Raw genomic sequence first — 15,145 nt, 5'->3', positions numbered from 1 at the left:
AAAAGAACCGCCCGGATTTCCGGACGGTCTCAGGTACATACAGATAAAATGGCGTCCTTGGAGGGATTCGAACCCCCGACCGTGCGCTTAGAAGGCGCATGCTCTATCCAACTGAGCTACAAGGACACATGTATGATTTTAGCAGAGAAAACAGACAGGGGCAAGGTAATTTATGGACAATCAGGCGGAAAGACCAGGATACCAGTTCGCAGGCTGGTATGTGGATGAAGCAAGAACCAAGCGCATCAACCCCGGGGGCAAGCTGCCCTCGGCCATTACACTGTACGACAAGTGGATACCCATTCTGTATCCGGTCTCCTATGACATGAACGGCGGAACCAATTCCCGGAAAAACCCGCAGTTCATCAGTGTGGAATCCGGCGTGATCTCCCTGCATCCGGCCCGGAAACCCGGATACCGGTTTGACAGCTGGATCCTGGAAGGCGAGCGCATTTCCGTCCTCCCCGAACGGATCACGCGTCCCATCCGGCTGCATGCCTCCTTTGCACCGCTGTACGTGGTACATTTTGAAACTGATGGCGGGGGGCGGATCGAAGACCGGGAAACGGACGAAAACGGGTATCTCGATTCCTTCCGCCCGCCGATGAAATTCGGTGCAGAATTCACCGGCTGGTACCTGGATCCGGACTGCCGGTGGCCCTTCGATTTCAGTGAACCGCTGACGGCGGACACCACGCTGTATGCCGGCTGGAAATCCAGCTGGTTTCCCGTCACCTATGACACGGATGGCGGGATCAACGCAAGACGGAATCCGGTCAGATACAGCCGGAGCAGCGATCCAGTCCCTCTGTATCCCGCGATCCGCAAAGGCTGCCGGTTTGTCGGCTGGCAGGATCCCAGGGGAACCATTCTTCATGAAATCCCTGCAGGCATGATGGGTCCACTGAAACTCAAGGCTGTCTGGAGAAAGGTGAAGAGTCACAGGAGGGCAGAAGAATGACGAACAGACTCCTGGAAAACGCGGACCGGATCCACGCCTCGGAAATGGCTGCCCAGCGCCTGCGCGCCAATCTGGAGCTTGTGCGGATGGATCCCGTGACCTGGGTCCGGGAAGCCGTGCTGGATCCAGGGGCGGAAATCACCCTGAAGGGACGAAAATGGCATGTGCACTGGCAGGATACGCTGATCACCATCCATGACGGAACCTTCGCCATTGATACCGGCCAGAAAAACCGCAGCCGCCACGGGACAGTGGAGCCATTGAAGATGCCATTTGCCATCTGCAGCCTGAAGGACTTCTCCCGCGTGGATCCCACCCAGCCGTTCTGTTTCACCGCCTGTACCGACCAGGAGCATTCCCTCATCTGTCCACAGGACCGGATCCCGGACAATGTGCTGGAACACAGTGGTCCGTGGCGCTGTTTTCGTGTCCGCCAGACCATGGACCTGGATCTTGTCGACAACTTCGCGAAAATGACCCGGCTGCTGGTTGGAAACGGGATTGGGGTGTTTTCCACCTCCACCTTCAATACAGACTATGTCTTTGTCCCGGAAAACCAGTGGGACAAGGCCAGGGCTATGCTTGAGCAGCACCATTTTCTCCCTGGCGATCCGGCAGAGAGTTGAACGCCGGCAGACAGCAGTTTTCACACAGAAAAGCCGCAGGCTTTTCGGATGGTTCATAGACCTTCCGAAAGCCTGCGGCTGTTTTCTCATTCGTGATGGATGACCGGCTTCAGTCAAACTTGACCGTGGGGGCATTCTGTGCTGCGGCACTGGCTTCGAATTTGTCCCTGGGACTGAATCCGAACATGCCGGCTGTCAGGTTGTGCGGGAAACTGCGGATGTAGCTGTTATAGGTCTGCACATCCTCGTTGTACTGTTCCCTGGCATAGCTGATGCGGTTTTCCGCACCTTCCACACTCGTCATGAAATCCCGCATCACATCACTGGATTTCAGATCCGGATAGCTTTCCATCGCCACGTTGATGTCCCGGACCATCTGGCTGCTGGCGGCATCTGCCGATTCCAGGTCAGTCAGGCTGGCCTTCGGGTCAATGGTCATGTTGCCGTCTGCATCCATGGTGATACCCGGGGTATTGGAGCGCAGGGCTGCGATATCTTTGTAGATTTCGTCTTCCTGGTCCATGACTCCCTGGACACTGGGCATCAGCTCGTTGATCTTGTCCAGCCGCGACTGCAGCTGCGTCTGGATGTTGGCCTGCGCGGTCGTGACCTGTTCATCCAGTTTCACCATTGTATTGTAGGGAGAGATAACAGAAACCCCGAATATCAGGGCGATGATGGCCAGTACGATCAGTACGATGCCCCAGGCAGGAAATTTTTTCTTCATAGTGTTTGATCCTTTCAGTCTTTTCTTTGTGTTCAGTCCTCGTCATCGTGACGGGATACATTGCGGTAGTCGTGGTCCGCTGCCATGTGCCAGAGTTTGCTGGTTATCCAGCCCAGGGCGATCATGAGCAGGATTGAACCGATGAAAATGCCGATCACGGCAAGCCAGGTCAGTGCTGCACTCATTGTATCTTCCTTTCCAGGGCAGATCACCAGGATCCGCCGCTGCCTCCGCCGCGGAACCCGCCGCCTCCGCCGGAGAACCCGCCGCCGCCAAAGCCGCCACCTCCGAATCCGCCGGAACTGTGGCCGCTGCCGAATCCGCCGCCATAACCGCCATAGCGGTTGCGGCGTCTGCTGCTGGCATAGCCGGCCCAGAACAGGGCGTCCAGCAGATCGTCGTTTCTGCGGTCCGAATATCCTCTCCGTGAGGAGACCAGCACACTGAAGGTCTTCTGGCCATATCCGGGTTTTTCCACCGTGACCTGTGCCCGGCCCGGCTTCATTGCCGTGAGCCAGCCGTCGGCTCTCGCCTGCACCACCTCTGGATTGCTGCTGAATACCGTGACGGTATCCTGGTCGAAGTCAAAGCCCCGGATCTTCATCCGGTAGCGTTCTCCTGTCATCAGCCGCAGTTCGCTGCTTCCGCCGGCAAACAGGGAAACCACCGCGAAGGACAGAGCCAGCAGAAGGCCGCCTACGACCATGACACTGCCCAGTGACAGGCCGTCGTCCTGGTATCCGTATTTCTGCGGATCACTTTGCAGTTCGCCGTTTGTGATCCCCGACTCGATTTCTTCCGCCGTGGCCATGTAGAGATCCTTCATGCCCCGGGAATAGTCGCCGGCCTGGAATGCCGGGACAAGCCAGTCCTGCTGGAGGTGTTCGGCATCGATGTCGGTGATCGTGCCTTCAAGCCCGGATCCGATGGCCATGAACCGCTGTTTGTCGTTCATGGAAACCAGGATCACGACGCCGTTGTCCAGATTGCCTGATCCGACCTGTGCCTCATTGCCGATGGCCGTTGCCGCCTGGGCTGCGTCCAGGCCGTCAAGGGAATCGGTCGTGACCACCACGATCTGGCTGCCGGTTTCGTCAGCCAGCTTTCGGCCAAGGTCTTCCATGGACTGTTCATCCGCCGGATTGATGATGTCTGCATAGTCATTCACATAGGACGTGACAGCGGGCAGGTCACCGGCGGCCTGAACAGGCAGGCAGGCAAAGAGCAACAGGAGCACTGCCGCAAAGGGCAGACTCAGTTTCAGGATGCGTTTCATTGTCCGTTTGTTCCTCTTTCTTTTCCATTCGGTGTTCCTTATTATAGCGTATTTTGTCCTTCGTTGCGCCCTGTTACAAGCAATGCTATAATGTCCGGGTACGTCAGGGAGGAATTGTGAACGCTTATTACGAGTCTCTGCTGGGAAAAATCCGTGAAGAAATGCAGCTGAATCACTGGAATGCTGCCCTGCAGCTGATCCAGGGGGAGCTGGACATGCCGTATGTGCCGGGAGATATTCTGCCGGTGCTGGAAGAAATGCGGCAGGACTGCCAGGCTTCAGTGACTTCACCCCGCATCCCGGGTGTGCAGGATCTGGAAAAGTGGATCCATGGCACGCCTGTGCAGCAGGAAATGGCAGTCAGCATGCTGGAAGGCATGAATCTGCGGCAGTTTGGACCGCAGGTCCAGCAGCTGCTGGATTCGGATCTGCTGGATGAATTCAAGGGGGAACTCATTGAATCCCTCATGGAGCAGAAAATCGACGAACCGTTCCACATCAGCAGGGACGGCCTGGATATCGAATTTGTTCCCGCCACCATCGTTCCGGCACAGGAAGATGCCGGTCTGACCGGTGCCATGGAACTGTTCGATCACTGGTTTTCTTCGCAGGATCCGGGCATGACGGCGTTCTGCACCAGACTGCTCCGGCAGGAAGTGCTCAATGCAAGACCCTTTGACTTTCAAGAGACCGATCCGCTGCTGCTTGCCAAAAGCGTGGTACGATTGGTTTATGAAGCGATGGGCCAGGAAGACGGCTGGCACGCATTTGCAGCCGCCAACGGCCTGACAGAGACAGGAGATCTTCTCCTGAACATCGAGAAAAGAGGAGCAAACACCATATGAACTGGACTAAACAGGAAAATTCAACGGGTACACTGACCGTAACCCTGGAAGGCGAGCCCTGGGAAAAGGCCTGTGCAAAGGCCTTCAACCGCATGAAGGCAAACCTGAACCTGAAAGGGTTCCGGAAGGGACAGGTGCCTGATGCACTGGCAAAGAAATCCATTCCCGCGCAGGCAGTCTATGAAGAAGCTGCCAACATGGTTGCCCAGGAAGCACTGGACAGCGGCGTAAAGGAATACAAGCTGGACCTGGTGGCCCGTCCGGTTCTGACTGTCAAGGATGCCACGGAAAAATCCGTCACGCTGGAATTCACCTGCACCGTGAGCCCGGACGTGGAACTTGGTGACTGGAAATCCATCAAGGCGGAAAAAAAGGCCGTGGAAGTATCCGAAGAGGAAATCGAACAGGAAATGCAGCACCTGCAGGACCACTTCGCCGACTGGGTTCTCAAGGAAGACGGCGAACCCGCTGAAATCGGCGACCAGGTGACCATCGACTTTGTCGGCATGAAGGACGGCACGCCCTTTGAAGGCGGATCCGGCGAAAACTATCCGCTGGTTCTGGGAAGCAACACCTTCATTCCGGGCTTCGAAGACCAGCTCGTCGGCATCAAGCCGGAAGAGAAACGCACCATCGAAGTGACCTTCCCGGAAAACTACCAGGTGGCCGACCTGGCTGGACAGCCTGCCACATTTGAAGTGACGGCCCACGACATCAAGTTCCGCGAACTGCCGGAGATCAACGACGAGCTGATCGTCCGCCTGAAACGCGACGGCATTGAAACAGTCGAGAAATACAAGGAAGAAGCGAAGAACGCCCTGCTGGCTCAGAAGGAAAAGGCCGCAGAGGATGAATTCACGAACGATATCCTGAACCAGCTGCAGGCCATGACAAAGATTGACCTGCCGGAAGTCATGACGGAAGGCGAAGTGGACCGCATGTACCGCGAGTTCGAGCAGAACATTTCCCAGGCAGGCTTCACAGCCGACCAGTTCCTGCAGGCAACCGGCCAGGACAAGGCAGCCATCCGTGCCCAGATGAAGCCGGAAGCGGAAAATCGCGTAAAGATGCAGCTGACGCTGGAAGCACTGGCCAACCAGGCTGAGATCGACATCACCGAGGACATGATCAACGACGAATACAAGATGCTCTCCGAGATGTATCACATGCCTGTGGAGCAGATCCGTCAGGTGATCTACCCGGATCAGATCGTCTTCACGCTCAAGCAGCAGAAAGCGCTCGATCTCCTGAAGAAGAACGCTCAGGAATAAATCAGACCCGGAAAAGACGCGTTCGCGTCTTTTTCTGTAAAGAAAGACAGTGGTGACTCAATGACATTGAAAACCTATCCCCTGATCTGCACCCGCGGGGTGATCATATTTCCGGATCAGGAAGTCGTCATAGACGTGGGCCGGCCGGCCAGTCTGGCGGCGATTGAAAACGCACAGGACAACCATGGAGATCTCATCTGCCTGTTTTCCCAGAAACGCATGGATCTGGAAGATCCGGGTATGGACGACCTCTATGAGGTGGGAACTCTGTGCGAAATCCGGCATGTCCGCCGTTTTGACAAATTCATCCGCGTGAAATTCCGCGGACTGGAACGTGTCCGCCTGAAAAAATGGGTGGACAACGGGACCTCTGATATGGGGGAAGTCGAGCTGATTCCCAACCAGCGGCAGGATGAAACCGAGGAAGTGGCGCTCGTTCGGATGATCGCGCAGGCCTTCGAGCAGATGCATCCCGGTGAAAAATTCATGTCCAAGGAACTCATGATGGAACTCTCCCGGGGAGTGGGTGCGGATGTCCTGTCGGACAAAGCCGTGCAGGGATTCCCCCTGGCCACCGAACGCAAGCAGGAGTATCTGGAAACGCCGGGCATCAACGATCGTCTGGTTATGCTGCTGCAGGACATGGAAAAAGAAAAGAAAATGTCCGAGGTGGAAAAGAAGATCAACGAAACAGTCAAGGAACGCATTGACCAGGGCCAGAAGGACTATTACCTCCGGGAGAAGATCCATGCGATCAAGGAAGAACTCGGGGATGTGGCGGAAATCGACAAGGATGTGGAGAACATCCGGAAGCGCCTGGACGAGAATCCCTATCCGGAGTACATCAAGGCCAAGGTCCGGGATGAACTCTCGCGCTACGAGATCCTGCCGCCTGCATCCGGGGAAACCGGGGTGATCAAGGCCTACATCGACTGGCTGATGGAGCTGCCGTGGTGGCAGGTCACGAAGGACAACGAAGACCTCAACGATGCGCAGAAGATCCTCGATGAAGACCACTACGGTCTGGAAAAGGTCAAGGAGCGGATCATGGAGTACCTGGCGGTGAAGCAGATGACCAACAGCCTGAAGGCACCGATCATCTGCCTGGTTGGTCCTCCCGGTGTGGGCAAGACCTCGCTGGCCAGATCCGTGGCCCGGGCCCTGGACCGGAAGTTCGTGAAGATGAGCCTGGGCGGTGTGCGTGATGAGGCAGAGATCCGCGGACACAGACGGACCTATCTCGGTGCGCTGCCTGGCCGAATCATTCAGGGCATGAAAAAAGCCAGTGTGGTCAACCCGGTCTTCCTGATTGACGAAATCGACAAGATGGCCTCGGATTACAAGGGCGATCCCTCCAGTGCCATGCTCGAGGTGCTGGATCCGGAGCAGAACAGTGTGTTCTCAGATCACTACATTGAAGAGAATTACGATCTCTCCAACGTACTCTTCATTGCCACGGCCAACTACCTGGAGAACATTCCGCCTGCCCTGCAGGACCGTCTGGAAATCATCCAGCTGTCCAGCTACACCGATGCGGAGAAGGTGAACATCGCCCGTGAGCACCTGGTTCCCAAGCAGCTGAAGGAAAACGGCCTGACGCCGGAGCAGCTCCACATCAGCGATGACATGCTGCTGTACCTTGTCCGGTACTATACCAGGGAAGCCGGTGTCCGCCAGCTGGAGCGGACCATTGCAGCGATTGCCCGGAAGACCGTGCTGGCGATCCTCAAGGACGGCAAGGAGTCCATCACTCTGGATAAGGACCTCGTCCATGAGTGGCTGGGGAATGAAAAGACAGACTACGGCAAGCGGGAAGAACAGGACCAGGTCGGCACAGTGACAGGTCTGGCCTATACCAGCTTTGGCGGGGATGTCCTGCAGATCGAAGCCACGAAGTTCGAAGGCAAGGGCAATCTGGTGCTGACCGGTCAGCTGGGGGATGTCATGAAGGAAAGTGCCAGCATTGCGCTGGACTACATCCGCTCCCATGCGAAGGAATTCGGGATCGATCCGGAGTGCTTCGGCAAGCTGGACATTCATGTGCATGTACCGGAAGGGGCTGTTCCCAAGGACGGTCCCAGTGCCGGTGTGACCATGACGACGGCGCTTGTGAGCTGCCTTTCGGAACGTCCTGTAAAGTCCAATCTCGCCATGACCGGTGAAGTCACGCTGCGTGGCAATGTGCTGCCCATTGGCGGCCTGAAGGAAAAGAGCCTGGCTGCGCACCGTGCCGGGATCGATACGATCCTGATCCCGAAGGGCAACGTCAAGGACCTGGAGGACGTGCCTCAGGAAGTGAAGGACCACATCCGGTTTGTTCCCGTTGCCACGGCTCAGGAAGTGCTGAAAGAGGCCCTGGTCTGATGAACAGCGAATTCGTTGTCTCCAGCAGCGGGCGGGACAGCTGGCCTGAGTCCGAACTGCCGGAGGTTGTGGTCGTCGGGCGAAGCAATGTGGGCAAGTCCAGTTTCATCAATGCCTTCACCGGCAAGAAGCGGCTTGCCTATGTCGGCAATACCCCGGGCAAGACGAGGCTTCTGAATTTCTTCGCCATTGACGGCGACTGGATGCTGGTGGATGTCCCGGGTTACGGCTATGCGAAAATGAGCAAATCCCAGCTGATGCAGCTGGGACAGATGATGGATGACTATTTCCAGAACCGGGAGAACATCAAGGCGGTCGTGCAGCTGGTGGATTCCCGGCACGACCCGACGGCTGATGATATCGATATGATCGGTTTCTTCAAGGAGATGCACATTCCGGTGGTCATAGTGGCGACCAAGATCGACAAGGTTCCGAAGACCAAACGGCCCGCCCACCTGAAGGCCATTGCGAAGAAAATCCAGATCCCGGTGAAAAACATCCTGCCGGTCTCCAGCGTGGAATTGACCGGGCTGCGGGAAGTGGAACAGAAGATCCGTGAACTTCTGGAACTGGATCCGGTTCAGGAATCTGATGCAGTGGCTGAAGAGTCGGCAATGACACCGGCGGAAAACTCCGAACAATCGAATACTGAACAGGCCTGAGCCATCCACTGCAGGCAAAGACACAAAGGCACTCTGACGAATGGGACGCAAATGCACCATTCAGGCAGGGTGCCTCTTTTGTGTCTGCCTGCATGTGCTGTCGGAGGAAGAGTCATGAAACGCCGGCGGTTTTTCAGGCACCACGGATGAATCGCATGGCGTCTCTTTTTAGAATACAGTCATGATGATGAAGACGAAATCCACCATAGCATCCCCGGATCCTGCCCTGCAGTTCCTGTTTTCCACCTTCGGTATCCTGACGTGGCTGTCCACCGTGACGAAACTTCCGCAGGACAGTGCCATGACCCAGGGCATCATAGAGATCTGCCTGGGAACCGGTGCCTTCGCCGGCAGCATCCTGGCGCTGATCCGGGGCGATCTGCATGCGAACGTGAATCTGGTCCTGAGTGTCATCCTGGGATTCTCCGGAGGCATCACCCAGATCGTCATGGTGCAGTCCAACCGCATGGGGATCCCGTTTCATCCTTGGATCAGCGCGGTGATCATCCTGCTGGGCGGACTCTTCGTGACAGCCATTCTGCCGCTCATGACACGCATGCCGCTGTATGAGTTTCTCTCCCACGTCTTCGTGGCACTCGGGTTCCTGGGCTCCAGCATCGGCACGCTGGCTTCTCTACCATGGCTTCACATGGCCGGTGCCTGGTGTCTGCTGCTGTTTGGCATCACCGGGATGTATTATGGAATCTCGCTGATGTACCGGGCTGCCGGCAGGAGGATTCCTCAGGGGCCGACACTGGCGCAGCTGATGGGAGAGGTGGAGCAGAGACCGGAACAGGGAAGCGGCAATGGTCGTGACTGATCTGGTGTTTGTGGATATCTGGACAGGAGAGCAGTGTCTCTCCTTTTTTCGTGCAGACCGGAAACATCCCCGAAGCTGCATTCACCGGTCTGACGAGGACGAGTGCGGGACTTGCGGCAAGCGCTTTCATGAATTTGTCTGTTTTCGCAATGATTGTGTCATTTATGTGATGATTGTCGGGTAAATCACTTGTTGAGCACATACTTTCCCACAGTAAACGGTTACCAAATGTGATTGGATGTGAAAAGCGCACATTTTATTGCACCTGAATCACTTCCTTGTTAAATTCAACAACAGCGAGGAAGAGTGTATGATAAAAAAAGCGATACAGGGCGCTGCCGGCGCCTGCCTGATGTTTCTCGCCGGTTCCATGCCGGCGGCTGCAGCAGAACACAAGAGCCTGCTGTTTCCCCAGTATCATTTTGAAGACATGAACAAGACGGTATGGGTGGAGTCCACAACTTCATTCTCCGATCATCCTTCCAACAACCTGGGGGAAACGGTGCTCGTTTCCGGCAATACGAAGGTCAAACTCACCGGTGAGTCCGGCACCGGAACCGCCCGTCTGGAGTACCAGGGAAAGACCTGGTATGCAGATGAGAATACCCTGACGGACAAGAGTCCGGAACAGCGTAAAAAGGAAGCTGAGGAAGCAAAGAAAAAGGCCGAGGCCGAAGAAAAGAAGCGCCGGGAAGAAGAGGAGAAGGCAAAGGAAGAAGCTGCAAAGAAAAAAGCAGCAGCACAGGCCACCAGCTGGAGCGGCCCGGTCCTGTCTCCGTCTGCGGGCGTGGTCCAGGGGCCTTCCGGCCGTGAAACCTACTACAATCTGGACATGAGCGGCGTGGTTTCCATCATGCGTGGAATGGGCAACAACGACCCGTACTGGGTGCGTGGTGACGGTGCCAAAATGCTGGGCGACTATGTCATGGTGGCAGCCAACTTTGGCCTGCGGCCAAGGGGCAGCCTGGTTCCCACATCCATGGGCATGGGCATTGTCTGTGATACCGGTGGTTTCGCAGCTGCCAATCCCACACAGCTGGATATAGCGACAGCGTGGTAACATCCATGCAGATGTCTGTTCAAAGAACAGTCATCTGCACCGATGTTTCTTTGGAGTGAGGTCTGTTTCGAATTCTGCTGTTCCCTCTGAAGTGATACCAAAGAATTGTCAGCCGAAGCGTCATGATAAGAGGATGAGTGGACTGTTTTGGACTGGTGCTGGATGTGACTGTGCAGGTTGAAGTACGGCCATCTGCAACGATGCTTCCGCAGAGTCAGGTTTGTTTCATCGTCTTCTCCTGATGGCTGATGCAGTCTGCCTGGATATCCAATCCCGTAGAGAACAGGGCTTGTCTGTGGACAGGCCCTTTTCCACTTTGTACTCTTATCTGATGTCTGATTGCCAGCATTGGCATCAGCGACACAATGACTGCATGGTATGATGAAACCCGTGGAGGGATGAACATGAGAGTTTGTGTATATGGTGCGAGCAGCAGCCGGATCGCGCCTGTGTATAAAGAAGCCGGGCGTGAGTTGGGAATCCTGATGGCGGACGCGGATATGACGCTGATCTTCGGCGGTGGACAGACCGGGATGATGGGGGCTGTGCTCGACGGTATCCAGGCGGCAGGAGGAGACTCCATTGGCGTGTCGCCACGATTCTTCGATGTGGATGGCGTCCTGGCGAAAAGCTGCACAGAGTTCTACTTCACGGAGACCATGCGGCAGCGCAAACAGATGATGGAAGAACTTGCGGATGCATTCATCATGACTCCTGGCAGTATCGGTACCTATGAGGAGTTTTTCGAGATCCTGACCCTGAAACAGCTGAAACAGACGGACAAACCGCTGGTGGTCCTGAATACCAATGGGTTTTTCGATCCGATGATCCAGATGCTGACGAATGCCATCGAGCAGGACTTTCTCGGTGACTACATCTGGGAGCTGTTTGAAATCTGTGACACCCCGCGAAAGGCCGTGGACTGGATCGGGCAGGGGAGTGGGAAGGCGGAAACCCGGGCTCTATAATGGGTTTGACAAAGGAGGCATTTCCCATGGCCGAAGCATTCAAGAAAATGGAACGTGACATCCTCGAGCATGTTGAAGAGCATGACGTGGATGTGGTTGCGAGCAAGCAGAAAGATATCGCCAAACACGAAGAAGAACTGAAGGACGACAAGTCCAAGTTCATGAAGGATCTCCGTGAAAAGGAAATCCAGCACGATGAAAACGTCATCGAGCGCAAACAGGAACACATTGGCAAGGACGAGCGCAAGATCACCGAGGAAAACAAGGAGATCGAGGCAGCAGAAGCCAAAGAAAAGAAATAAGCTGTCTCAGCTGACATGCAGAGTAAAGAGCCGGGCGAATTGCCCGGCTTTTTACCGGATTCACAAGGATGGCGGTGGTTTCAGACAATCCTCATATTTCTGGTTTGTACCCATATGAAAAGACCAGGCAGGTACTGAAGAATCCCTTGATATACTGGCAAATCTCAAGGACTTTCTGACATATCATATTCTTCGGATACAGACAGCTGATAATACGAAGCAGCATCCTGGTCAGAATTCGTATCATCAGGTGTCAAAAGCCATCCAGCGAAAGCAGCAAGTATCAGTACAACAGCTGTTCTGAACAAAACCTGACTTCTATAACAGCTCTTCAGTTCTTTGACAGCAGATGGTGGAATGAATACCTGCCTGAGCTGCAGACAAAGTGTTTCAAGTTTATGATTCTGCTGTCTCTGCAGCTGAAGCATGATCAGAAGACAGGCAAGGGCAGATACCGCAGAAAACAGATACAGCATACGATACTGGAAGCAAAGGCTGTCCAGAAGTTTCGTTTTCTCTGGATACCGGTTTCTCAGACTGAGATTCATACGGCTGGCCAGCTGCGAGATCTGCTTTTCTGTCAGGCTTCCTGTTGCACGCTCTGTCCATACATGAACGGTTGAATACGCGTTTTTCAGAAATGATTCATTCACAAACAATGAATAGGGAACGCCGCTTCCTGGGACCTGATCCCACAGGGAAAGAGAATCCAGCCATATTGCCGGTGCTTCTTTCAGGATACCTTGAATAGTCAGCTCTTTTTGTTTCTGATCTGAATCACTGAGAGTGATTAGTGTTCCGGGCTGTATTGTTGTTTCTGACCAGACTTCCTTCTCTGAAGCAAAATCGTGATACCTGATTTCACCGGAACCATATTCTTCCTGGTAGAAATGCTGGAATGCAGGAAGGCAGATAATTGCCGAGTCACCAGAATCAAACGTATCCTCTGATACATCAGCCAAATCCAATACCAGGGTCTTCAGCGGTCCATCCTGCAGCACAATCAGTTCTGGATACAAGGATGGAATGCCATTTTCGTCGGGCGATAGTCCGATGAAAGCATCATCCTGTTTGAAGATACCTCTGATGCAGGATTGACCACAATCTTCCCAGTTCATCATCCAGCCGCTCTCACACATCGCAGTTGCAGTTTTTTTCACACCGCTGACTGCTTCTATTGCTGCCAGCTGCTGTGCAGACAATGGCTTTTGATGATTTGTGTGAGCAGTCCCAGGTACGTCAAGTGTAAAATCGGGGACTTCCCAGATGTCATTGTATTGCTGTTGTATCTGACCGGCACAAAAGAAAGACAGCATGCAGATCATTATGCAAAACCCGAGAGCCAGAAGATGTATCCGCTGTTTATGGATGCCTGTTTGCCGGAGACGGGAAGCAAGCTGATGTGTCTGCATCATATTCCCGGTTCTAACGCTCAAGTCAGGAAGCAATGCATTCGCCGTCCCGTAGGCGTTGATGGAGGATGGAATCGACTGCAGTTGATGTCGACAGACTCCGATGATCAGGATGGGCATGAGAGTCAAACTCACCAGCCAGATCCATGACCAGGGAATCCAAAAACAGGCAACTATGGTGATGATCAACGAAGGTATCTCTGCCAGATACAGGATCCGAAGCAGGTCTGTACACAGCTGCCGGGAGCTTCTGCCTCTGAGTTTCAGAATACTCAGATCCATTTCACGCTTTCTTGTCAGGATCGTCATCCAGATCCATGGGAAAAGGACCGTTGCGACCAGAGCCAGGATGACCATGGACCAGGACAACGTAGAGGCAGGTTGAGGGGACTGTTTCAGCCGTTCATTCATAACCATTTTCAGAGACCGCATTTTGTCCGGCAGCGACTGCTCCCAGCCCTCCTGAGACTGAAGCAGGAGGGAAGCCCTGCTGTCCTGCAGAGTCGGCAGAGTCGTGAACAGTGACGGCATACGATTTCCCCAAGTCCAGCCAGACCTGTAGGAATCTGTGATCCCCACAATGGTCACAAACCAGATTTCTTCATTCTCCAGCTCAAGCTTCAGCTCCTGTCCAAGGATATAACTTCTCTTCAGCTCATCGAGCATGGATGATTCAATCAAAGCCTCTCCGGGTTTTTGTGGATATCTTCCTTCTTTCAGTCTCAGTTCTGCCTGTTTGAAAAAAGCAACATCCGCCTGTCCACAGCGGATGGGGACATGACTGCAAAGGACATCAATGATTCTGACAGTCCCGACAGATTCGATCATCGGATCCTGTTTCAGGGTGTTGATATCACTTTCCCTCACATCCACTGCCATGGCATCCCAGCTTCCATACCACTGCTCAGATTCCCTTTGCTCCTGGGCTCTGGCTATCTGCTGCAGGTACAACCCTGATTCAAAGAGCAGGCAGGAAAACAGACAGGTTGAAGTCAATACCAATATCTGTGCAGGCTTAATCCATCGTATCCGTCGTTTCATACAGCCACGGCTTTCCATCTCTCAGTTCTACGATCCGGTCTGTCTGTTTGGCAAGGTCCAAATCATGAGTGACCATGATCACAGTAATCCCAAGTTCGCTCTGACACAGTTTTAGCAGGCGCATGATCTCTATTCCGGATTGTCTGTCCAGATTGCCAGTTGGTTCATCCACCAGGATGAGATCAGGCTTGCGTATCAAAGCTGCAGTTATGGCTGCCCTTTGCTGCTGTCCTCCGGATAATTCATGAGGGAATTTGTCCAGAAACGGACGAATGCCTGTCCGGTCAATGATTTCTTTCTCCCAGTCTGTATCTCTGAGGAAAGTTCCTGTTTCCTGGATCAGGGACAGGTTTTCCTGAATTATACAGATGGAAACCAGCGCAAAAAACTGGAACACGAATCCGATGTGGTCAGCCCGAAATAAGGCAGCCTTTTCTTCGGACAGTTCAGTCATGTTGCAGTGATCCAACAACACGGTTCCCAAATCCGGTTTTTCCAGACCTGCAATCATCTTCAGCAAAGTGGATTTTCCCGAACCGCTTCTGCCAATGACGGCAGTGAATTGACCATCGGTAAACCTCAGAGAACAGTGATCCAGAGCGCGGGTCAGACCGTAGGATTTTGTGAGATTTTCTGTCCGTACAAGCATACTGTCACCACCTTTTCCATGAGGATACATAAAGCCAGTTACAGAACTGTCACAGGATTTCTCTTTCCAGCCTGCAGTGAGGAAAGGACAGTGTCATAGTGATCCAGCCATCTGATGCTTTGCCACTGAGGGTCCCGTGATGAGCCTGTGCAATTTCTCCA

The 15,145-nt window shown here is 54.1% G+C and carries 15 protein-coding genes and 1 tRNA gene; 10 read left to right on the top strand and 6 right to left on the bottom strand.

Annotated features, from left to right (window positions below; all coding sequences use genetic code 11):
* Positions 1-49: 49 nt before the first annotated feature.
* A tRNA-Arg gene (locus tag aalo17_RS06500) sits at positions 50-126 on the bottom strand.
* A gap of 46 nt (positions 127-172) precedes the next feature.
* On the opposite strand from aalo17_RS06500, the gene aalo17_RS06495 reads away from it, so the two are divergent.
* Positions 173-961, top strand: a complete 789-nt coding sequence (locus tag aalo17_RS06495; protein WP_067557154.1) for an InlB B-repeat-containing protein — start codon at positions 173-175, stop codon at positions 959-961.
* Positions 958-1,587, top strand: coding sequence for an ACT domain-containing protein (locus aalo17_RS06490; protein WP_067557150.1), 630 nt, complete (start codon positions 958-960; stop codon positions 1,585-1,587). Before aalo17_RS06495 ends, aalo17_RS06490 begins: the two co-directional genes overlap by 4 nt.
* Positions 1,588-1,696: 109 nt before the next feature.
* Here the strand turns inward: aalo17_RS06490 and aalo17_RS06485 are convergent, their stop codons facing one another.
* From aalo17_RS06485 to aalo17_RS06480, 3 genes are read right to left on the bottom strand one after another with little or no spacing between them, the layout of a single operon-like run.
* Entirely contained in the window at positions 1,697-2,314 is a 618-nt protein-coding gene (locus aalo17_RS06485) for a LemA family protein (protein WP_067557147.1), read from the bottom strand.
* A 32-nt stretch (positions 2,315-2,346) separates the two neighbouring features.
* On the bottom strand, positions 2,347-2,499 hold the full coding sequence (locus aalo17_RS12805; RefSeq protein WP_158507746.1) for a hypothetical protein: 153 nt from the start codon (positions 2,497-2,499) through the stop codon (positions 2,347-2,349).
* Positions 2,500-2,522: 23 nt separating this feature from the next.
* The gene (locus aalo17_RS06480) at positions 2,523-3,590 is read right to left on the bottom strand and encodes a TPM domain-containing protein (RefSeq protein WP_067557145.1); all 1,068 of its coding nucleotides are present in this window, start codon (positions 3,588-3,590) and stop codon (positions 2,523-2,525) included.
* 116 nt (positions 3,591-3,706) lie between these two features.
* Here aalo17_RS06480 and aalo17_RS06475 point away from each other — a divergent pair, with 116 nt between their 5' ends.
* The 8 genes from aalo17_RS06475 to aalo17_RS06435 all read left to right on the top strand — a co-directional run bounded on the left by aalo17_RS06475 (position 3,707) and on the right by aalo17_RS06435 (position 11,882).
* On the top strand, positions 3,707-4,435 hold the full coding sequence (locus aalo17_RS06475) for a hypothetical protein (RefSeq protein ID WP_067557143.1): 729 nt from the start codon (positions 3,707-3,709) through the stop codon (positions 4,433-4,435).
* The gene (tig, locus tag aalo17_RS06470) at positions 4,432-5,706 is read left to right on the top strand and encodes a trigger factor (RefSeq protein ID WP_067557141.1); all 1,275 of its coding nucleotides are present in this window, start codon (positions 4,432-4,434) and stop codon (positions 5,704-5,706) included. Before aalo17_RS06475 ends, tig begins: the two co-directional genes overlap by 4 nt.
* Positions 5,707-5,766: 60 nt before the next feature.
* A complete protein-coding gene (gene lon, locus aalo17_RS06465) occupies positions 5,767-8,070 on the top strand; it encodes an endopeptidase La (protein ID WP_067557138.1) in 2,304 nt (767 codons plus the stop codon).
* Positions 8,070-8,732 (top strand): ribosome biogenesis GTP-binding protein YihA/YsxC, encoded by a 663-nt coding sequence (yihA, locus tag aalo17_RS06460; RefSeq protein ID WP_082743283.1) that lies wholly within the window; start codon positions 8,070-8,072, stop codon positions 8,730-8,732. The genes lon and yihA overlap by 1 nt, the downstream gene beginning before the upstream one ends.
* A 181-nt stretch (positions 8,733-8,913) precedes the next feature.
* A complete protein-coding gene (locus tag aalo17_RS06455) occupies positions 8,914-9,552 on the top strand; it encodes a spermidine synthase family protein (protein WP_067557136.1) in 639 nt (212 codons plus the stop codon).
* 310 nt (positions 9,553-9,862) lie between these two features.
* A complete protein-coding gene (locus aalo17_RS06445) occupies positions 9,863-10,612 on the top strand; it encodes a hypothetical protein (protein WP_067557126.1) in 750 nt (249 codons plus the stop codon).
* Positions 10,613-11,016: 404 nt separating this feature from the next.
* Entirely contained in the window at positions 11,017-11,580 is a 564-nt protein-coding gene (locus aalo17_RS06440; RefSeq protein ID WP_158507745.1) for an LOG family protein, read from the top strand.
* Positions 11,581-11,606: 26 nt separating this feature from the next.
* On the top strand, positions 11,607-11,882 hold the full coding sequence (locus tag aalo17_RS06435) for a hypothetical protein (protein ID WP_067557120.1): 276 nt from the start codon (positions 11,607-11,609) through the stop codon (positions 11,880-11,882).
* A 164-nt stretch (positions 11,883-12,046) separates the two neighbouring features.
* On the opposite strand, the gene aalo17_RS06430 is transcribed toward aalo17_RS06435, so the two are convergent.
* Both aalo17_RS06430 and aalo17_RS06425 read right to left on the bottom strand, forming a co-directional pair.
* Positions 12,047-14,353 (bottom strand): hypothetical protein, encoded by a 2,307-nt coding sequence (locus aalo17_RS06430; RefSeq protein ID WP_158507744.1) that lies wholly within the window; start codon positions 14,351-14,353, stop codon positions 12,047-12,049.
* A complete protein-coding gene (locus aalo17_RS06425; RefSeq protein WP_067557115.1) occupies positions 14,310-14,984 on the bottom strand; it encodes an ABC transporter ATP-binding protein in 675 nt (224 codons plus the stop codon). Before aalo17_RS06425 ends, aalo17_RS06430 begins: the two co-directional genes overlap by 44 nt.
* Between the last annotated feature and the right edge of the window lie 161 nt (positions 14,985-15,145).

The sequence above is a fragment of the Faecalibaculum rodentium genome (assembly GCF_001564455.1).
GTDB lineage: Bacteria > Bacillota_I > Bacilli_A > Erysipelotrichales > Erysipelotrichaceae > Faecalibaculum > Faecalibaculum rodentium.
Note: the sequence above shows the minus strand (reverse complement) of the source record. Positions and strands in the feature narration are given on the sequence as shown.